18 protein-coding genes are annotated in these 19793 nt (G+C 72.5%); 12 read left to right on the top strand and 6 right to left on the bottom strand.

All coding sequences use genetic code 11. The features are described from left to right. Window positions 1-12: 12 nt before the first annotated feature. From AB0F58_RS02930 to mnhG, 6 genes are read left to right on the top strand one after another with little or no spacing between them, the layout of a single operon-like run. Window positions 13-2844, top strand: coding sequence for a Na+/H+ antiporter subunit A (locus AB0F58_RS02930; RefSeq protein WP_357137042.1), 2832 nt, complete (start codon window positions 13-15; stop codon window positions 2842-2844). Next, the gene (locus tag AB0F58_RS02925; protein ID WP_357137040.1) at window positions 2841-3302 is read left to right on the top strand and encodes a Na(+)/H(+) antiporter subunit C; all 462 of its coding nucleotides are present in this window, start codon (window positions 2841-2843) and stop codon (window positions 3300-3302) included. Before AB0F58_RS02930 ends, AB0F58_RS02925 begins: the two co-directional genes overlap by 4 nt. After that, window positions 3299-4858, top strand: coding sequence for a Na+/H+ antiporter subunit D (locus AB0F58_RS02920; RefSeq protein WP_357137037.1), 1560 nt, complete (start codon window positions 3299-3301; stop codon window positions 4856-4858). Before AB0F58_RS02925 ends, AB0F58_RS02920 begins: the two co-directional genes overlap by 4 nt. Beyond that, window positions 4855-5475 (top strand): Na+/H+ antiporter subunit E, encoded by a 621-nt coding sequence (locus AB0F58_RS02915; protein WP_357137034.1) that lies wholly within the window; start codon window positions 4855-4857, stop codon window positions 5473-5475. Before AB0F58_RS02920 ends, AB0F58_RS02915 begins: the two co-directional genes overlap by 4 nt. 11 nt (window positions 5476-5486) lie before the next feature. After that, a complete protein-coding gene (locus tag AB0F58_RS02910) occupies window positions 5487-5756 on the top strand; it encodes a monovalent cation/H+ antiporter complex subunit F (RefSeq protein WP_357137031.1) in 270 nt (89 codons plus the stop codon). After that, window positions 5753-6112 carry a monovalent cation/H(+) antiporter subunit G gene (gene mnhG, locus AB0F58_RS02905; protein WP_357137028.1) on the top strand — a complete coding sequence of 120 codons (360 nt, stop codon included), beginning with the start codon at window positions 5753-5755 and terminating at the stop codon, window positions 6110-6112. The genes AB0F58_RS02910 and mnhG overlap by 4 nt, the downstream gene beginning before the upstream one ends. A gap of 58 nt (window positions 6113-6170) precedes the next feature. Here mnhG and AB0F58_RS02900 read toward each other — a convergent pair whose 3' ends face one another. Next, the gene (locus AB0F58_RS02900; protein ID WP_357137026.1) at window positions 6171-6551 is read right to left on the bottom strand and encodes a YccF domain-containing protein; all 381 of its coding nucleotides are present in this window, start codon (window positions 6549-6551) and stop codon (window positions 6171-6173) included. Between the two features lie 622 nt (window positions 6552-7173). Between AB0F58_RS02900 and AB0F58_RS02895 the strand changes: the two genes are divergently transcribed. After that, window positions 7174-9063, top strand: a complete 1890-nt coding sequence (locus AB0F58_RS02895) for an ABC transporter ATP-binding protein (protein ID WP_357138634.1) — start codon at window positions 7174-7176, stop codon at window positions 9061-9063. 125 nt (window positions 9064-9188) lie between these two features. On the opposite strand, the gene AB0F58_RS02890 is transcribed toward AB0F58_RS02895, so the two are convergent. The 4 genes from AB0F58_RS02890 to lanKC are packed head-to-tail and all read right to left on the bottom strand — an operon-like array spanning window position 9189 to window position 12343. Then, a complete protein-coding gene (locus tag AB0F58_RS02890; protein ID WP_357137024.1) occupies window positions 9189-9329 on the bottom strand; it encodes a class III lanthipeptide in 141 nt (46 codons plus the stop codon). Window positions 9330-9371: 42 nt separating this feature from the next. Further along, the gene (locus AB0F58_RS02885) at window positions 9372-9536 is read right to left on the bottom strand and encodes a hypothetical protein (protein WP_357137022.1); all 165 of its coding nucleotides are present in this window, start codon (window positions 9534-9536) and stop codon (window positions 9372-9374) included. 31 nt (window positions 9537-9567) lie between these two features. After that, window positions 9568-9696 (bottom strand): SapB/AmfS family lanthipeptide, encoded by a 129-nt coding sequence (locus AB0F58_RS02880; protein WP_357137019.1) that lies wholly within the window; start codon window positions 9694-9696, stop codon window positions 9568-9570. Between the two features lie 55 nt (window positions 9697-9751). Next, entirely contained in the window at window positions 9752-12343 is a 2592-nt protein-coding gene (lanKC, locus tag AB0F58_RS02875; RefSeq protein WP_357137017.1) for a class III lanthionine synthetase LanKC, read from the bottom strand. Window positions 12344-12623: 280 nt separating this feature from the next. On the opposite strand from lanKC, the gene AB0F58_RS02870 reads away from it, so the two are divergent. From AB0F58_RS02870 to AB0F58_RS02850, 5 genes are all read left to right on the top strand, one after another. Next, a complete protein-coding gene (locus AB0F58_RS02870) occupies window positions 12624-13946 on the top strand; it encodes an NAD(P)/FAD-dependent oxidoreductase (RefSeq protein ID WP_357138631.1) in 1323 nt (440 codons plus the stop codon). A gap of 22 nt (window positions 13947-13968) precedes the next feature. Then, complete coding sequence (locus AB0F58_RS02865) at window positions 13969-15531, top strand: aminotransferase class I/II-fold pyridoxal phosphate-dependent enzyme (protein ID WP_357137014.1); 1563 nt, start codon at window positions 13969-13971, stop codon at window positions 15529-15531. Window positions 15532-15726: 195 nt separating this feature from the next. Continuing rightward, window positions 15727-17334: an amidohydrolase gene (locus tag AB0F58_RS02860; RefSeq protein ID WP_357137011.1), complete on the top strand. Its 1608-nt coding sequence runs from the start codon at window positions 15727-15729 to the stop codon at window positions 17332-17334. A gap of 288 nt (window positions 17335-17622) precedes the next feature. Continuing rightward, window positions 17623-18345: a hypothetical protein gene (locus AB0F58_RS02855; protein ID WP_357137009.1), complete on the top strand. Its 723-nt coding sequence runs from the start codon at window positions 17623-17625 to the stop codon at window positions 18343-18345. Between the two features lie 99 nt (window positions 18346-18444). Then, complete coding sequence (locus AB0F58_RS02850) at window positions 18445-18996, top strand: DUF5872 domain-containing protein (RefSeq protein ID WP_357137008.1); 552 nt, start codon at window positions 18445-18447, stop codon at window positions 18994-18996. Between the two features lie 70 nt (window positions 18997-19066). Here the strand turns inward: AB0F58_RS02850 and AB0F58_RS02845 are convergent, their stop codons facing one another. Beyond that, a complete protein-coding gene (locus tag AB0F58_RS02845; RefSeq protein ID WP_357137005.1) occupies window positions 19067-19633 on the bottom strand; it encodes a hypothetical protein in 567 nt (188 codons plus the stop codon). Between the last annotated feature and the right edge of the window lie 160 nt (window positions 19634-19793).

Raw genomic sequence — 19793 nt, 5'->3', positions numbered from 1 at the left:
TGGGGAGGTTGTGTGCTGGTACTGGTGGCGGTCCATGCCCTGGCAGCTGTGATCGCCCCGGCGCTGGTTCGCACCTGGGGGCGGCGGGCGCTCTACCTCGTGGCGGCCGTGCCGGCGGCGACCCTGGTCTGGGCGCTGGCCCACACCGATCAGGTCCGCTCCGGCGACCCGGTGGTGGAGACCGTTCCCTGGGTCCCGGGGCTGGGACTCGAGATCGCCCTGCGGATGGGCACCCTGGGTTGGCTGCTGGTCGTCCTCGTCGGCGGGGTCGGCGCGCTGGTGCTGGCGTACAGCGCGCACTACTTCAGCTCCGACGACCCCGGCCTGGGCCGGTTCGCGGCGGTCTTCGTCGCCTTCGCCGGGGCGATGCTCGGCCTGGTGGTCTCCGACGACCTGCTGCTGCTCTACGTCTTCTGGGAACTGACCACCGTCTTCTCCTACCTGCTCATCGGGTACGACCCGGCGAAGCGGGCCAGCCGTCGGGCCGCCATGCAGGCCCTGCTGGTGACCACGCTGGGCGGTCTCGCCATGCTCGCCGGGTTCATCATGCTCGGCCAGCACGCCGGCACCTACCGCTGGTCGCGGATCGTCGAGAACCTCCCCGACGGCGGGTACCTGGCCGTGGCGCTGGTGCTGGTGCTGCTCGGCGCGTTGAGCAAGTCGGCGATCTTCCCGTTCACCTTCTGGCTGCCCAACGCCATGGCGGCCCCCACCCCGGTCAGCGCCTACCTGCACGCCGCGGCCATGGTCAAGGCCGGTGTGTTCCTGGTCGCCCTGATGGGCCCGGCGGTCGCCGACGTCGCCCCCTGGCGGCCGGTGCTGGTCACCGCCGGCGTGACAACGCTCTTCCTGGGTGCCTGGTCCGCGCTGCGCCAGGTCGACCTCAAGCTGCTCCTGGCGTACGGCACGGTCAGCCAGCTCGGCCTGCTGATGGTGGTGCTCGGCGCGGGCACCCGGGACACCGCGCTGGCCGGCGTGGCGATGGTGCTGGCCCACGCGCTGTTCAAGGCCACCCTCTTCCTCTGCGTCGGCATCATCGACCACGACACCGGCACCCGTGACCTGCGCGGACTCAGCGGGCTCGGCCGGCGTTCCCCGGCGTTGGCGGTGGTCGCCACGCTCGCCGCCGCCTCCATGGCCGGCCTGCCGCCGATGGCCGGGTTCGTCGCCAAGGAGGCCGCGTACGAGGCGTTCCTGCACGGCGGCACGATCGACCGGCTGGTGCTGGCCGGGCTCGTCCTCGGCTCGGCGCTGACCGTGGCGTACACGCTGCGCTTCCTCTGGGGCGCCTTCGTCGACAAGCCCGGCGTGCCGCAGGTCGAGGCGCATCCGACGCGCTGGCCGTTCCTGGCGGCACCGGCCCTGCTCGCCGCCGGTGGCCTGGCCGTCGGGGTGGCCACCCCGGCCGTCGACCGGTTGCTCGCTCCGTACGCCGACCTGTACCCGAGCACCGGAACCCCGTACCACCTGGCGCTCTGGCACGGACCGACGCTCGCGCTCGGGCTCTCGGTGGTGGCCGTCGCGGTCGGTGCCGGGTTGTTCCTGCTCGTCCACCGCGGTCGACTGCGCACCGGCGCGTGGCTGCCGTTCGACGGTGCCGCCGCCTACCAGCGCGTGATCAACGGGGTGGACCGGCTGGCGGTGGAGCTGACCGGCGCGACCCAGCGTGGTTCGCTGCCGTTCTACCTGGGCGTCATCCTGCTCGTGCTGGTCGTCCTGCCCGGCAGCGCGCTGCTGGCCGGCAGCCCGTGGTCCGGCTCGTTCCGGGCCTGGGACACCCCGCTCCAGGCGGTGGCCGCCGCCGTGGTGATCGTCTCCGCGATCGCCGCCGCCCGGTCGCTGCGCCGGTTGACCGCGATGATCCTGGTCGGCGTCTCCGGCTACGGCACCGCGGTGCTCTTCATCCTGCACGGCGCACCCGACCTGGCGCTGACCCAGTTCCTCGTGGAGACCGTCACGATCGTGATGTTCGTGCTGGTCCTGCGCCGCCTGCCGGAGAAGTTCTCGGAACGGCCGATCCGGTCCAGCCGACGCGGTCGGATCGGGCTCGGTATCGCCGTCGGGGCGGTCACCGCCGGGATGGCGTACGTCGCCGCGGGCGGCCGGACGGCCGTGCCGATCTCGGTCGACTTCCCGGGCGAGGCGGTCTCCTACGGCGGCGGCAAGAACGTGGTCAACGTGACCCTGGTGGACATCCGGGCCTGGGACACCATGGGCGAGATCGCCGTCCTGGTGGTGGCCGCCACCGGCGTGGCCAGCCTGATCTTCCGACGCTCCCGCGACCTGGACCGGCGCAGCGGCATCCCCGGGGCGACCGGCACGGCGTCCCGGCCGCGCTGGCTGACCACCGGCGCGACCACCCGCCGCCAGTCGGTGATCCTCCAGGTGGTCACCCGGCTGCTCTTCCACGCCATCGTGGTCTTCTCCATCTACCTGCTCTTCTCCGGGCACAACGCCCCCGGCGGCGGGTTCGCCGCCGGACTGGTCGCCGGCCTCGCGCTGACCGTGCGGTACCTCGCCGGCGGGCGTACCGAGCTGAACAGCGCCGCACCGGTCGACGCGGGCAAGCTGCTCGGCGCGGGGCTGTTCGTGGCGGTGGGCACCGGGGTCGCCGCGATCCCGTTCGGCGGGGAGTTCCTCCAGAGCGCCCTGCTGGACTTCCACCTGCCGGTCGTGGGTCATCTGCACTTCGTCACGTCGGTCTTCTTCGACGTCGGCGTGTACCTGATCGTGGTCGGGCTCGTGCTGGACATCCTGCGCAGCCTCGGCGCGGAGATGGACCGGCAGCACGAGACCGAACGGAGCGACGTACCGGCCGAGGTGCGGGACAAGGAGCTGGTGTGACCCCGAACCTCACCTACGTCCTCGTGGTCGGCGTGCTCTTCGCCGCCGGGGTGACCCTGCTGCTGGAGCGCAGCCTCACCCGGGTGCTGATGGGCGTCATCCTGCTCGGCAACGGGGCCAACCTGCTCCTGCTCACCGGGGGCCGGGCCGGCGGTCCGCCGATCGTCGGCACCACCCCGGAGGGGGAGATGAGCGATCCGCTGCCGCAGGCGATGGTGCTCACCGCCATCGTCATCACCCTCGGCATGACCGCGTTCCTGCTCGCCCTCTCCTACCGGAGCTGGCACCTCAACGGCCACGACGAGGTGCAGGACGACGTGGAGGACCGCCGGATCATGGACCTGGCCGAGCGGGACGAGGGTCCGGGCACCGCCGACGAACAGGCCGCCGGCGAACCGGGCGAGGACGACGACCCGGTGCCCACCCCCTCCGGCGCGGACGCGGGGAGGGTCGCATGAACCACCTCGTCCCGATGCCGGTGGTGATGCCGCTGCTCGGCGCGGCGCTCACCCTCATGCTCGCCGGCCGGCCCCGCGCCCAGCGTTGGGTCAGCCTCACCGTGCTCACCGCCACCGTCGTGGTCTCCGCGCTGCTGCTGATCCGCTCCACCGTCGACGGCCCGCTCGTCGTCGAGGTGGGCGGCTGGGTGGCGCCGCTCGGCATCGTGCTGGTCGCCGACCAGCTCGCCGCGCTGATGCTGGTCGTCTCCGCCTCGGTCACGCTCTGCGTGCTGGTGTACTCCATCGGGCAGGGCATGGCCGACGGCGACGAGGAAACGCCGCTGTCGGTCTACCACCCGACCTACCTGGTGCTCACCGCCGGTGTGTGCAACGCGTTCCTCTCCGGCGACCTGTTCAACCTCTACGTCGGGTTCGAGATCCTGCTGGTCGCCAGCTACGTGCTGCTGACCCTGGGCAGCACCGAGACCCGGATCCGGGCCGGCACCACGTACGTCGTGGTCAGCCTGCTGTCCTCGATGATCTTCCTGGTGGCGATCGGGCTGGTCTACTCGGCGACCGGCACGCTCAACCTCGCCCAGTTGGTGGAGCGCCTCGACGCCCTCCCGGACGACCTGCGCCTGCTCCTCCAGGGCATGCTGCTGCTCGCCTTCGGCATCAAGGCGGCGGTCTTCCCGCTGTCGGCGTGGCTGCCGGACAGCTACCCCACCGCACCCGCCCCGGTCACCGCGGTCTTCGCCGGCCTGCTCACCAAGGTCGGCGTGTACGCCACCATCCGGACCGAGACGCTGCTCTTCCCCGGTGGCCGCACCGCCGACCTGCTGCTCTGGGTGGCCGGGCTGACCATGCTGGTCGGCATCCTCGGTGCGGTCGCCCAGTCCGACATCAAGCGGCTGCTGTCCTTCACGCTGATCAGCCACATCGGCTACATGCTCTTCGGGGTGGGGTTGACCACCTCGCTGGGCCTGGCCGCCGCGATCTTCTACGTGGTCCACCACATCACCATCCAGACGACCCTGTTCCTCGCCGCCGGCCTGGTCGAACGGCGGGGCGGCAGCACCGCCCTGGACCGCCTCGGCGGGTTGGCCCGGCTCTCCCCGCTGCTCGCGGTGCTCTTCTTCGTACCCGCACTGAACCTGGCCGGCATCCCACCCTTCTCCGGGTTCCTCGGCAAGCTCGGGCTCGTCCAGGCCGGGGTCGACAACGGCGGGGCGCTGGCCTGGGCGCTGGTCGCCGCCGGCCTGGTCACCAGCCTGCTCACCCTCTATGCGATCGCCCGGGTGTGGAACCTGGCCTTCTGGCGGGCACCACACCCGGAGATGCCGACGGGAGCCGACCGCGACGACGCGGACCAGCCGTACGAGGACCCGGCCGCCGGGCAGTCGGGCGTCATGCTGCCCCGGTTGATGATCGGGTCGACCGCTGCCCTGGTGGTGTTCGGGCTGGCCCTGACGGTGGTCGCCGGTCCGCTCTTCGACATCAGTACGGACGCCGCCGACGACCTGCTGCGCCGCACGCCGTACGTGGAGGCCGTCTACCCGGAGGGGACGCCGTGAGTGCCGATCCGATGACGCCGGGCCCGCCGATCGAGCCGTCGAACCCGCCGCTGACCCGCCGTGACCGGCGGCGCAACCTGGTGATCGCGGCGACCGGCCTGGTCGCCGTCTGGGTGCTGCTGTGGGGCACCTTCACCTGGGCCAACCTGATCAGCGGGCTGCTCGTCGCAGCGGTGCTGCTGGTCGTCTTCCCGCTGCCACCGGTGACGTTCGCCGGGCGGCTGCACCCGCTGGGACTGCTCCGCTTCGGGCTCCGCTTCCTCTACGACCTGGTGGTGGCCAGCGCCCAGATCGCCTGGCTGGCCGTCCGGTTCGGGCACGAGCCGCGCGGCGCGATCATCGCCGTGCCGTTGCGGGTCAACACCGACCTGAACCTCACCCTGACCGCCGAGGCCCTGTCGCTGGTGCCGGGCAGCCTCATCATGGAGGCCGACCGGACCACCGGCACCCTCTACATCCACGTGCTCGGCGTCCGCTCCCTCGACGAGGTCGAGCGGTTCCGGCGCGGGGTGCTGGAGCTGGAGGAACGGATCATCGCCGCCGTCGGCTCCGAGGACGAACAGCGCCTGATGATCGAAGCCACCCACACCGGCACGTCACCGCCGGCCGAGCTGTAAGGGGCACCGAGATGACCGCCGTAGCCGTGACCGTCACCGTCCTGCTCGCCGTGGCCGGTGGGCTGACCCTGATCCGGATCATCCGGGGACCGTCCATCCTCGACCGGGCCGTCGCCACCGACGTACTACTGGCCGTCGTCGTCGCCGCCATCGCCACGGAGGCCGCGTACAGTCGGGACGCCACCGCGTTGCCCGTGCTGGTGGTGCTCGCCATCCTCGGCTTCGTCAGCTCGGTCAGCGTCGCCCGCTTCGCCGCCTCCGGGCGGAGGAGCCCGAAGTGAGCCTCGACGCCGTCCTCGACGCCCTCGCCGCGGTCTGCCTGGTCGCCGGGGCGCTGCTCAGCCTTGCCGCCGGGATCGCCCTGGTCCGCTTCCCGGACCTGCTCTCCCGGATGCACGCCGCCGCCAAACCCCAGGTCCTCGGCCTGCTGCTGGTGCTGCTCGGCTGCGCGTTGCGGCTGCGAACCGGGGTGGACATCACCACCCTCGTCCTGGTGGGGGCGTTCCAGTTGGCCAGTGCGCCGGTGGCCGCGCACATGGTCGGCCGGGCCGCGTACCCGCACGACCGGATCCGGACGGACCTGTTGATCACCGACGAACTCGCCGCGCACCTGGACCGGATCAGCGAGCGTTCCTGACCCGCGACCGGCGTGCGCCGCCGGTCGCGGAACGGGCGTGCGCTCCCGACGCCGCCGGTCAGGGTGTTTCGACGACCTGCCGTCCGAGCGGCCAGAGCGCCGCCGGCACGAGCTTGAAGTTCGCCACGCCGAACGGGATGCCGACGATGGTGACGCACTGGGCCACCCCGGCGACGACGTGCGCCAGGGCGAGCCACCAACCGGCGACCAGCAGCCAGACGACGTTCGCCACGCCGGAGGGCAGACCGGCGTCGGGCTTGTCGACCAGGGTGCGCCCGAACGGCCAGAGCGAGTACGCGGCCAACCGCAGCGAGGCCACCCCGAACGGGATCGTCACGACGAGTGCGAAGCAGATGAGTGCCGCGATTCCGTACCCGATTCCCAGCACGATTCCGCTACCGAAGATCAGCCAGAGCAGGTTCAACAGAAAACGAATCACCCTTTCATCATGACCGGCCCCCGCAACTCTCCCTCCCCGGCCGCACGGGTGCCGCTGCCCAGTTGGCGGCGGGTGAAGCCGGGCGGAAAAGGGGCGCCCCGGATGGCGGGTACTCGATTCTGTCAGCGATTTCCCAGGTTGCATTGCTGGCTTCGCCGCCTGGCGGGGTCCACACTGGAGCCGGCGATGATCCGTGGTGCCGGTGCGGCCGCCTGATCATTTCCGTGCGGTCAGCGCCCTGGTCGCGCTGCACGCCGAGTAGCAGTCCCGAATCGTCCGGTGGCCGTGGAGTCGGGTCCTCCCGGCCACCGGGCCCACCTCGCGGCGGGGGTGCCCCCGGTCAGCGCACCGGGTCGTGGGTGCCGCGCGGCACCGTGGGGCGGGGCGGGCGACCGGGTGGAGGTGACCACTTCCCTCCACCCGGCTGATGGCGTTAAGTGGTGGGGTCGGCACCGTCGGCGACGGGGTCGGCTGTCGTGTGCTCACCGGTCCCGTCGGGCCGTACGCCCACGTCCCCGCCGTCCTGCGAGGAGCGCCCGTGACCGGAACCGTCGTCGGATCCGCCCGCCCCACCGACGGGGACGACCCCGGAGTACGCGGCCGGGCGTCGGGGGAGGCGGTCCTGCCCGAGTTGCGGGCGATGTGGTGGGAGACGGGCGTGCGGGCCCGGGCCGAGGCGGGTCTCTTCGCCGTCTTCGCCGAACTGCCCCGGCTGGTCGCGGAGGCGGTCCGGGTCAGTTGGCGGGCCGACCGGTTCCGTACCTCGGTGGTCGCCGTCGCGACCGTCGGCGGCGGGGCGATGTCGGCGTTCGGGCTGCTCGCCACCCAGCGGGTGCTGGTGGAACTCTTCGCCGGTGGTCCGACCGCCGACCGGCTGGGCGCCGCGCTACCCGCGCTGCTGACCCTGGCGGGGGCGACCGCGATCCGGGCGGGCACCGGCATCGCCACCGGTTACGCCCAGAACGGGCTCACCCCGAGGGTCGGCCGGGAGGTGGAGCGCCGGTTGTACGAGGTCACCACGGCGGTCCGGCTGGACGCGTTCGACGCCGACGCGTTCGCCGACGAGATGGAACGCGCGTCCCGGGGCAGCAACTCGGTGATCCTGCTGGTGCAGGCGTCGATGAACCTGCTCGCCGCGCTGGCCGGCCTGCTCGCGGTGGCCGTCGCGGTGGTCGTGATCCATCCGCTGCTGCTGGCGGCGTTGCTGGTCGCGACGCTGCCGAAGGCCTGGGCGGCGCTGCGCGCCGGACACCTGCGCTACCAGACGTACACCGCCGGGTCGGTCCGTCGTCGCCGGCAGTGGCTGCTCAACCGGCTGATGGCCGAACGCGACTCCGCCCCGGAGCTGCGCGCGTACGGGCTGCGCCGGTTCCTGCTCGACCAGTACGACCGGGTGATGGGGGTGGAGACCGACATCCAGCTCGCCCTGGCCCGCCGGGTCACCACGATGACCAGCCTCGGCGCGCTGGTCGGCGGAATCGCCACCGGGGTCGTCTACGCCCTGCTCGGCCTGCTGCTCGTCGACGGGCGGATCCCGCTCGCGGCGGCGGCCACCTGCGTGGTCGCCGTGCAGGCCGCGCAGCGTTCCCTGGCCACCGTGACCTACCAGATCGACGAGGTCTACTCCGACGGGCAGCACGTCGGCGACTACCTCGGTTTCCTGGCCCGAGCCGCCGACCACCTGCCCGCTCCGGGCGGTGACCTGCCGCCCCCACCGCCGCTGCGGGAGATCGCCGTCCGGGGGGCCGTCCTGCGCTACCCCGACCGGGAGACACCGGCCGTCGACGACGTCACGCTGACCGTGCGGGCGGGGGAGACGGTGGCGTTCGTGGGGGAGAACGGCTCCGGCAAGTCCACCCTGGCCGCGATGATCGCCATGCTGCGCACCCCCAGCGCGGGCGTGATCGAGTGGAACGGACGGCCGCTGGCGGAGTGGCACGCCGGCGGGCTCCGCGCCCGGATCGCCGTGGTCACCCAGGAGTACCACAAGTGGCCCTTCACGGCCGCGACGAACATCGCCATCGGCGACGTGGAGACCGAGGCCCGGCAGGACCGGATCGAGGCCGCCGCCGCCCGCGCGGTCGCCCACGACATGATCCGCGACCTGCCGTACGGCTACGAGACGCTGCTCGACCGGACCTTCGCCCAGGGGCAGGATCTCTCCGGCGGACAGTGGCAGCGGATCACCGCCGCCCGGGGGTTCCTCCGGGACGCCGAACTGCTGATCATGGACGAGCCGTCGTCGGCCCTCGACCCCCGGGCCGAGGACGCCCTCTTCCAGGCGATCCGGGACCGGCAGGGGCGGGCCACCACCATCCTGATCACTCATCGGCTGGCCAACGTCCGGCACGCCGACCGGATCTTCGTCCTGCACCACGGGCGGCTCGTCGAGGCCGGCAGCCATGCCGAGCTGACCGCCGCCGGCGGACGTTACGCCGAGCTCTTCGCCCTCCAGGCGGCCGGCTACGACGATCCGTCGACCTCCCGGCAGGACCGGTCGGCCGCGCCCTGAGCGCCGTTCGCCACCGGGCCGGACGACGCGCCCACGACCAGGGCCGTGGACGCGCCGCCCTCCGGGCGGCCGGCCGGGCGACCACGGGGTCGTCCGGAGCCGGCGTCCCGGAGCCCGCCCGTCGGCTACTCCGGCTGGTGCGGGTGCTGGCACAGCACGATGCTCACCGTGCTGTCCTCACACGCCGCCCAGCTGTAGTTGCTGACCAGCGGGCTGCCGATCGACCCGGTCGGGTCGATCGACTGGAGGTCCAGGACGTGCGACATTCTCATCACCTCCTCCCGGGGGTGCCGTGGGCCGTGCCGGTGTCAGCCCCGGTTCCCGGCGTTCTCCGCCCCCATGCAGATCGGTCCGGAGGGGCAGAGCAGGACGCTGACGACGCTGACGCACAACTGTTCGCTCCAGGTGCTGAGCGAGGCGTCGGGTCTTCCCACATCCCCCGGGTCGAGCATCTGGAAGTCCAGCACGTGCATGTCGAGGCTCCTTCCGTTCCCGGGCCGCCGGTCAGCAGCAGATGATCAGACTCGGGGTGCTGGGGCAGGGCGGACAGGTCAGCACGCTGACGTTGCTGTCCAGCCCGTCCGTGTGCTCCTCGGTGACCAGCGTCTGCAGGTCCAGGATGTGTGGTGTCATGATCGATCACCTCCCTCCACGTCCGGTCGGCTCCGTCCCGCCCGGTCGGGCGGGATCAGCGGATCCCGATGAACGAGAAGAGGTCGTCGGCGGTGCCCCGGGTGCGGGCGTCCAGCGCGAGCAGCACGCCCGCCGAGCCGGTGGCCAGGTCCGTCGACAACCGGAGGAGCTGGTCGCCGGGGAAGGCGACCTCGTTCCGGTACGGCATCATGTGCCAGGCGAACCGGCGCAGGTGCCGGTCGATCCGGCCGTCCGACCGGGCGTCGCCGGCCGCCCCGGTCGTGGTCGCCGCCAGGAACGTGACCAGGCCCGCCCGCCCGTTGAACAGTCCGCTGCCGATGACGAACTCCGCCTCGGCCGCCCGGCGGATCCGGCCGAGGGCGTCGGTGAACTCCTCGTCGGTCCGGTGCCGGAGGAAGCGGTGGACGACCATGCCCACCCCGGCGCTCCCGCTGGCCAGGTAGGGCAGTGTCCGCCAACCCTCGTTCATCTGCAGGCCGTCGTCGGGCGTCGGCACGCAGGCGGCCAGGTCCCGCCGCAGCAGGGTGGCCGCCTGGTCGAGGAAACCCGGGTCACCGGTCGCCTCGAACAGGCGGACGAAGAACAGGGCGTGCCCGGACGGGCCGCGCAGCAGGCCCTGGTGGAGCCGGTTCGCCACGGACGTCGACGCCGGTCGCGTCCGCAGGTGCTCGGCGAGCCGGTCGCCGATGGACACCGCCCGTTCCCGGAGCGTGCTGCCGCCGGTGATCCCCGCCAGCCGCAGCAGGCTCACCCCGACGCCGGCCAACCCGTCGAGGAGGTCGTGGGAGAGCGCGTCGACCGGGGTGTCGAGGACCCGGTCCAGGACGTTCGCGGCGTCGTCCGGCCGGCCCAGCTCGGCCAGGACGCAGGCGACGCCGTGCAGGCCGTCGAAGAGCCCGACCGGGCGGACGCCGTTCCCGCTGACCACGTCCCGGCCCTGCCGGACCGCGTCCACCAGCCACGACTCGTGCTCCGGGAAGCGACCCGACCCGGTGTGCGCGAGCGCGCCGAGCACCCCGGCCGCCCCGTGGGCGATGCCCAGCCCGCCGTGGGTGAACTGGTCGATGTCACCGGGGAAGAGCCGGTCGGTGCGGTGCGGGGTGGCGCTGGCCAGGATCGCGTCGCGCATGGACCGGCGGACCTCCCCCCGGTCCGCCGTGCCGGCGTCGACGGCGGCGGTGAGAGCGGCCACCCGGTCACCGCCCCCGCCGGCCGGGCGGCGGTCCCGCAGCGTCTCGGCCAGCCGGTCGACGAACTCGCGCGGTACGGGGAAGGACTGCGCCAACGAGGCCAGCAGCATCGGCAGCTTGGCCGGGGCCAGCGGCAGCAGGATGGTCAACGGGAGGAACATGAACACCCGCAGGCAGGCCATCGCGTAGCGGTCCGCCTCGACTCCGACGCGACCGTCGGGGGGCAGGAAGCCGGGCGCGCCGAGGACCAGCGGCTTCTCGTCGGCGGCGTGTGAGGCCAACTCCAGGTCGATGAAGCGGACGTCACCGTCGTCGGTCAGGACGACGTTGTGCGGATGCAGGTCCCCGAAGACGTACCCGTGCTCGTGCACGGTGCGCAGTCGTTCCTCGACCCGGTCGAGGGTGGACAGCGCCCACTCGGTGTACGCCTCGATCTCCGCCCGGCCGGCGTCGGCGCGGACCAGCGGGTTGCGCTGCACCATGGCCCGACCGAGCGTCTCGCCGGAGAGGTACTCCTCGGCCAGGAAGTGGTGTTCCCAGCAGACGAAGTCACCCAGCACCCGGGGCACGACCCCGGTGTCGGCGAGTTTCTGGAGGAACTCCCGCTCGTGTCGCAGGCGCTGCACGGCGTCCTGTCCGGTGCCGTCGACCCCCGCGCCCGGCCGGGCCTCCTTCAACACCACCGGCCGCTCGTCGACCGGGTCGGTGGCGAGGTAGACCCCGCCACCGTTGGAGTAGTGCAACGGGCGCTCGATCCGGTAGGGCAGCTCGTGCGGGGTCGCCGGACTCGTCCGCGCCGTGATCGCCCGTTCGACGAAGTCCGGCACCGCCACCCAGTCGGGTAGCCGGAAGCTGGGCTGGCGACGGTCCGGCACCAGCTGGCCGGTGGGGTCGGCGAGCGCCAGGACCAGCGCGCCCTCCTCGGTCCGGCAGTACCGCTCGGCGAAGCCGCCGTAGCGGACGTAGAGCGGCCCGGCGTTCCACCGGACGTCGCTGAGGATGTACGGCCCCGGGCGCCCACCGAGTACGCGGTCCAGGTCGACCAGGAGTTCGTGCAGCTCGGCGGTGTCCCGGGGGTAGATCGTGATGAACTTCCCGCTGCTCGCCCGGTCGGCGTACTTCATGTTGCTCAGCATCAACGTCGTCGCGTCGGCGAGGTGCTTGAACGGGACGTTCCGGTCGACGCAGTGGCGCCAGACCACCTCCAGCGTGTCGGTGGCGTCGGCCGGGGTGGTCGAGACGTGGATCTTCCAGCCCTGGGCGGGCAGGCCGGGCCGTTCCGGGGAGACCATCGTCCAGGGGCCCCTGGTGCGTACGCCCCAGCCGGGAGGCAGTGACCGTCCGGTGCCGAACCCGGGCACCGCGGCGACCCGCGCGGTGGGCAGGTCGTAGAAGGTCGGATCGGCGAGGCAGTAGTTGTGGTAGCGGAGATCCATCGACCGGGCCTCTCGTCGGCGGACAGGGCGTCGGCCTGACGCGCGACCGAGGCGGCCCCCCGTGCGCCGCTGCCACGAAAAGTAGCCGCAGCGCAACTCTGGGTCAATCGGCGATAGTGGATTTAAAGAGGGCCGTGCGGTGGTAGCGCGGGACCGCGCTCTTCCACTGTGTACGGTGGCTGTCCATACCCGCCGCTCGACCGGTGGCACCTTCCTGCTGTCGCCCGCGATGGTCGGGCCGGCGGGGGACATGGACTCACCTTCAAGGATCGAGACGAACATGTACGACGCGATAGTCGTCGGTGCGCGCTGTGCGGGCGCCTCCACCGCCCTGTTGCTCGCCCGGTGCGGGCACCGGGTGCTCGTGGTGGACCGCTCGTCGTTCCCCAGCGACGTCATCTCGACGCACTTCCTCTGGCCGCACGGGATGTCCTACCTGAACCGGTGGGGCCTGCTCGACCAGGTCACCGCGGTCACCCCCACGCACGAGAGCGTGGACGTGGTCAACGACGGCATCCGGCTGACCGGCTCGGTGCCGACGGAGCTGCTCCGGGAGTACTTCCGGGACCTGCACGGCGACGACTCGGGGGTGGTGCGGAGCTTCGCCTCCGTCCGCCGCCGGGTGCTCGACCAGATCCTCGTCGAGGCCGCCGCCAAGGCGGGCGCCGAGGTCCGCACCAACGTCACCGTACGGGAACTGATCATCGAGGACGGTCGGGTCGTCGGCGTCAGGGGTCGCGCGGCCGGCGGCGAGACGTTCGAGGAACGCGCCCGCGTCGTGGTCGGCGCGGACGGCCGGAACTCGTTCGTCGCCCGTGCCCTGGACCTGCCGAAGTACGACGAGCGCCCCCGGTGCACGTTCGCCTACTGGAGCTACTTCTCCGGCTTCGACCTCGGCCCCGGGCAGATCCACCGACGGGGCCGGCTCGCCTGCGCGGTCGTGCCGACGAACTTCGAGCAGAACATGGTCCTGGTGTGGGGGCCGAGCGACTGGTCGCGGGAGTTCCGGGCCGACGTGCCGGGCAACTTCCAGAAGGCGCTGGACTTCGTCAGCCCGGAGCTGGGCGAGGTCGTCCGTACCCGGGGCACCCGGGAGGAACGGATCTACGGCACCCTGGACCAGTCCGGCTTCCTCCGGCAGCTGCACGGGCCGGGGTGGGTGCTGGTCGGTGACGCCGAGTCGTCGAAGGACCAGTGCACGGCGATCGGCATGACCCATGCCTTCCGCGACGCGGAACTGGCCAGCGCGGCGCTCGACCGGTGGCTGACCGGTGACGCGTCGGTCGAGGAGGCGATGACGGCGTACGAGGGCCGTCGCCGCAGCCAGAACGCCGCCGCCTACTACGACTACGTGTGCACGCTCGCCGAGATGCGCCCGTACCGGCACGACGAACTGCAACTCTTCGTCGCCCTGCGCGGCAACCAGCAGGAGACCGACCGGTTCATCGCCACCCACGCCGACGTCGCCCCGGTGTCGGAGTTCTTCCAGGCGTCCAACCTCTTCCTGCTCAACGACGCCGCCAAGGAGTCCTCCGCCGACCACGCGGTCTTCGAGAACTTCGCCGAGACGTCCCGCTCGTACCAGCAGAACCCCTTCGCCTGACCTCGCCCCGGGAGACGACTTCATGACCACCACCGAGCTGCACCAGCGTGACGACGGCGAACTGATCGAGGTCATCCTCGCTGCGGCCCGCCGGGGCGACGTCGAGACCATGGCGCGGACCGCCGACGACATCTCCGAGATGACCCGCAACTGGGCCGGTCACATCCCCTGGGAGGACTTCGCGACCCTCGACGCGTCCGGGGCCGACGGCGAACTCGCCCGGATCGTCGAGGACCTGACCGAGATGTGGGAGCCGGCCCACCTGCGCAACCCCGTCGACCCCGACGAGGAGTACGCGCTGGACAAGAACGCCTACGACTTCTACCGGCCCGCCGGCCGGAACCTGCTGGACCGCACCGAGGACTTCTACGGTTGGGTGGAGGCCCGCCGCCGGACGGAGACCTGGCAGTACTCCCGGGTGCTGGAGGCGGCCCCGGACAGCGTCGCCCAGATCACCAACGACCTCGGCAAGCGGACCCGGGGCATCAACTTCAACTCCCAGGACTACCTGTCGTTCAACACCCACCCGGCGATCCGCGAGGCGGCGACGCGGGCGATGCGCGACTACGGTCCGCACAGCGCCGGCTCGCCGATGGTGCTCGGCAACACCCACATCTCGAACGAGCTGGAGGCCGCCCTCGGCGAGCTGGTGGGGCTCGACCACGTGACGCTCTTCCCTACCGGCTGGGCGGCCGGGTTCGGCGCGGTGGTCGGGCTGGTCCGCCAGTCCGACCACATCCTGATCGACCGGTTGGCGCACTCCTGCCTGCAACAGGGCGCACGGGCCGCGACCCGCAACGTGGTGCGCTACGAGCACCTCAACGTCGAGGCGGTCCGTCAGCACCTGGTCGAGATCCGGGCCACCGACACCCGCAACGGCATCCTGGTGGTCACCGACGGCCTCTTCTCGGTGGACGCCGACTGGCCCGACCTGGTCACCCTCCAGCGGGTCTGCCGGGAGTACGACGCCACCCTGCTGGTCGACGTCGCCCACGACCTCGGCTCGATGGGACCGGGCGGCACCGGCGTGCTGGGCCTGCAGAACCTGCTCGGCGAGATCGACATCGTGATGGGCGCGTTCTCGAAGACGTTCTGCTCCAACGGCGGCTTCGTGGCCTCCAACTCCCCGGCGCTCAAGCAGTACATCAAGATGTTCGGCGGCTCGCACTTCTTCTCCAACGCGCTCTCGCCGGTGCAGACGGCGGTGGTGTTGCAGGCGGCCAGGATCATCACGTCGGCCGAGGGGGACGCGCTGCGCGGGAAGCTCTTCACCGCGATCCACGCGCTCCGCGACGAACTCACCGGCCGGGGCCTGACCTGCATGGGCGAGCCGTCCCCGATCGTGCCGCTGCTGATCGGCAACGAGAAGCTCGCCCGCATCGCGAACCGGCTCCTCTTCGACCGGGGGGTGCTCGCGTTCATGGTGGAGTTCCCGGTGACCCCGACCGGGTCGTCCCGGTTCCGGCTCCAGGTGCAGGCCGGTCACCGGCCCGAGGAGGCCCGCGAGGCGGCCCGGATCATCGAGGGTGCCATCGCCGACGCCCGCGGGTACCTGTCCAGCGCGTTCGGCAGCGCCGCCAAGTAGTCGGAAGGGGCCGCGTCGCGGCCGACGGCGGCTCCGTACGGTGCGGAGCCGCCGCACCCGCCACCGCCGGCCGCCGGGCCCTCCGGGGGCCGGCACGCTGCGGGACCCCGTGCCGGACCAGCGGTCCGGGGCCACGGACCGACGTGCTGCGGCACTAGCATGGTGGCCCCTGCCCGACCGTCGAATCAGGCCCCCATGACCGACACGGTTTTCGAGAACGCCCGGATCCACACGCTCGACCCCGCCCGTCCGTACGCCGAGGCGATGCTGGTGCGCGGCGAGCGCATCGTCGCCGTCGGGGACCGCGACGAGTGCCGGGACCGCGCCGGCGCCGGGGCGCGCCGGGTCGACCTGGGCGGGATGGCCGTGCTGCCCGGACTGATCGACAGTCACATCCACTCGGCGCTCTACGTACGCGGCCTGGAGCAGGTCGACCTGCGCGGCACCACCAGCCTGGACGAGGCGTTGGCCCGGATCGCCCGGCACGCCGCCGGCCTGCCGGCCGACGCCTGGCTGTTCGGCGGTCGCTGGGACAGCCACCGGTGGGCCCGGCCGGTGCAGCCGAACCGGGCCGACCTGGACCGGGTCTGCCCGGACCGGCCCGCCGTGCTGCCCAGCATCGACGGGCACACCACCTGGGTCAACAGCGCCGCCCTGCGGCGGCTCGGCATCGACGCCCGTACCCCCGACCCGGTCGGCGGACAGATCGTCCGCGACGAGCGCGGCGAGCCGACCGGCATCCTGCGGGAGGCGGCCGGCGACGCGGCCTACGAGCTGATGCGGTCCTCCCTCACCGGGGACCTGGTCGAGCAGCTGCGCACCCACCTGCCCCGGCTGCTCGCCGTCGGCCTCACCAGCATCCACGACCTCGACGGGCAGGACTGCCGGGCCGCGTACGAGAGCCTGTACGCCCGGGGCGAACTGCCGCTGCGGGTGCACAAGTCGATCCCGTCGACCGCGTTGGACGAGGCGATCGACCGGGGCTGGGCGACCGGCGACGGGGACCGCTGGCTGCGTACCGGCCCGGTCAAGATCTTCACCGACGGGGCGCTCGGTTCGCACACCTGCCTGATGACCGAGCCGTACGAGGGCGAGCCGGACAACCACGGCATCGCGGTCACCCCGGCGGAGGAGTTCGAGCGGCTCGTGGCGAAGGCGTCCGGGGCGGGCATCGCCGTCGCGGCGCACGCCATCGGCGACGAGGCGAACCGGATGGTGCTGAGCGCGTACTCCCGCTGGCAGGAGACGGCGTGCACCGACCCGGCCGCCGCCGGGGCGGTGCCCCGACTGCGGCACCGGATCGAACACACCCAGCACCTGCGCCCGGCGGACGTGCCGCTGCTCGCCCGGCTGGGCGTGACCGCCTCGATGCAGCCGACCCACTGCACCAGCGACATCCCGCTGACCAGCAGGATGCTCGCCGGGCGGGACCTGGCCTCGTACGCCTGGCGCAGCCTGCTGGACACCGGGGCGACGGTGGCGTTCGGGTCGGACGCCCCGGTCGAGGACCCGGACCCGTTCCACGGCATCCATGCCGCGGTGACCCGGCAGCAGCCCGACGGCACCCCGCCCGGTGGGGTCGACCCGCACGAGCGGCTCGACCTGGACGCGGCGCTGCACGGCTTCACCGCCGCCGGTGCGTACGCCTCGTACGAGGAGCACCTGAAGGGACGGCTGCGCCCGGGGATGCTCGCCGACTTCATCGTGCTGCCGGTCGACCCGTACCAGGTCGAGCCGGCGGGCCTGCGCGACCTCACGGTGGCGCTCACCGTCGTCGGCGGCGTCGTCCGCTGGCAACGCTGATCCCGCCCGGTCGGGAGGCGTCCGGCTGCCGGCGGGGTTCCCCGGCAGTGGCCGGACCGGACCGCGCTGGACGGCTCGGGGGATCAGGCGCGCCGCGTCGAGGACGCCGAACCCGCTGACCCGGTTCCGGCCGGTCGGCGGCGTCCTGCTTGCCGTTTACCTCTGCCGGGTTTGATCCTGATGGATAACGAGCATACGGAATGGTCCGACGAGGTGTGGTCGGGCCGACGGCCTCCACCGACCGTCACGGCCCGCTGAGCCGCCCGGTGAGTTGAGGAGGCATCCGAGATGCAGCGTCCGATCACCCGTTCCGCCCGTTCCGCCCGTTCCGCCCGTTCCGGCCTGGTGGCGGCGCTCTGTGCCGGCCTGCTGGTGACCCAGCAGGCATGCGCCGCCGACCCGGACGGGGAGCCCACCGAGGCCTCCTCGGCCGGCACGACGACAGCTGCCCCGACCGGCGACCCGCAGACCACACCGTCGGTCAGCACGTCACCGACGACCACCGGTTCGCCCCCGGCGGGCGGTGGCGGCGGGGCAGGCGAGGCCATCCTGCGAGGTGAACGCCAGGTCGTCATCGTGCCGGTCGATTCCTTCGAGGCGATCCTGGCCGTCGACCCGAAGGGGCGACTCAACCTCACCGACGGCGAGGCGGAGTACACCCTGTTCGTCCTCGACCCGGTGGGTGGCGACCGGCATCAGATCAAGACGGCGAAGGTCGGCACCGGTGGCGAGCCGTTCTGCATGGGCCTGCGGGACAACGGGACCGGCCCGACCACCGTCGTGGCGGCCGGCTGCGACACCTCGGCGGCCGGACAGCTCTTCACGCTGGAACGGACGCGGGCCACCGACGAGAAGGGGCGCCCGACGTACGTGATCCGTGGCGACGGGAACCTCCACCTGCGGACCGCCGCCGACACCGGCCTGGTGGCCGAGGCGGCGGGGAACGGGAAGCCCGACACCACCTTCGTCTTCGTCGACAACGGCAAGGCCACGCTGCCGGCTCTCGACTAGTGAGCGCTTCCGGTGCGGCCGGGCGGGGTGCCGGCCCCGGCGACGATCCGGGCGGCCGGGGTGATGTTCACACCGCCCGGCGGCGGGTAACGACACGGCATGGCGCGGTACACGAAACCGGAACTCCGGGAGCAGATCAAGGCGGAGATCAGGGCCTCCGACAGGGGCGGCCGGCCGGGACAGTGGTCGGCACGCAAGTCGCAGCTGCTCACCAAGGAGTACCAGAAGCGTGGCGGGGGCTACCAGGGGCCGAAGGACCAGCGGCAGCGGTCCCTGCAACGGTGGGGTGGCGAACAGTGGCAGACCAAGGAGGGCACCACCCGCGCGCGCGGCAACGGTGAGACAGGCCGTTACCTGCCCAAACGAGCCTGGGAGCGGCTCTCGGAAGGGGAACGGCGCGCGACCGACGAGCGGAAGCGGAAGGCCTCCAGGACCGGCCGGCAGTACGTGGCCAACACGGGACCGGCCAGTCGCGCACGCCGGGAGGCCAGCTCGCCCGAGCAGCTGACGGACCTGCCGGTGGCCGAGGCGGGCAAGCTCGTGCGGGGACTCGACGCGCGCCAGCTCCGGGCGGCCCTGCGACGTGAGCGCGGCGGCAAGGCCCGCAAGACCATGATCCAGCGACTGGAGTCGGAGCTGAAGCGGCGCTGACCGGTGGGCGCGCGGTGCGACGGTCGGAGCTGAGGCGGCGCTGACCGGTGGCTGTTGGGGGCCGGCCGGTTCAGCCGGCGCGCGGGGCGGCGGCGAGCGGAAAGAGCCCGGCGAGGACCAGCGCCGCGCCGACCGGCAGCAGGTCCAGGTTCACGGCGATCGCCGTGAAGCCGACCAGCACCAGCACCGGCCCCCACACCGGTGCCAGTCGGGCCCGTACCGCCAGCACCAGCAGGGTCAGCAGTCCGAGCTGGAACAGCAGCGGTCCGCCGAGCAGCACCGGGTCCGGGGTGCCGACCGCCTCCGCGAAACGGGGGAACAGGTCCCCGACGATGACCCAGACGAACGCGGCCGCTCCCGTCAGCCCGGCCAGGGTCGCCACGTCCACGACGGTCGCCTGCCGGGGGAGCCGCGTCCGGAGCAGGTCGCGCAACCACACCAGCAGCACCGCGAACACCAGGATGCCGAGCAGGAACAGGACGTGGCCGACGATCCACTCCCAGCCGCCCTTGTCGCGGTGTCCGTCCAGACCGTCGAGCAGCCGCAGCAGGCCGTAGCCGAGCAGCAGCAGCGGTGCGGTCACGGCCGCCGGCCGCAACCAGGGGGACGGGGTACGCCGGGCATCGTCGAGGATCACCGCCCCAGCCTGGCAGCGGGCGGGGTCGGCGACATCCGGCGCGAACCCGGACCCGTCCCGGACCCTGGCACCCCGGCCCGGTTCAGGGCCCGCACCGGCGGAGGACGGCGGTCTCGTCGGACCGGGCGCAGGTCGTCGACCGGTGCTCACCGACTATCTG

This window comes from Micromonospora sp. NPDC023956, assembly GCF_040639195.1.
GTDB lineage: Bacteria > Actinomycetota > Actinomycetes > Mycobacteriales > Micromonosporaceae > Micromonospora.
Note: the sequence above shows the minus strand (reverse complement) of the source record. Positions and strands in the feature narration are given on the sequence as shown.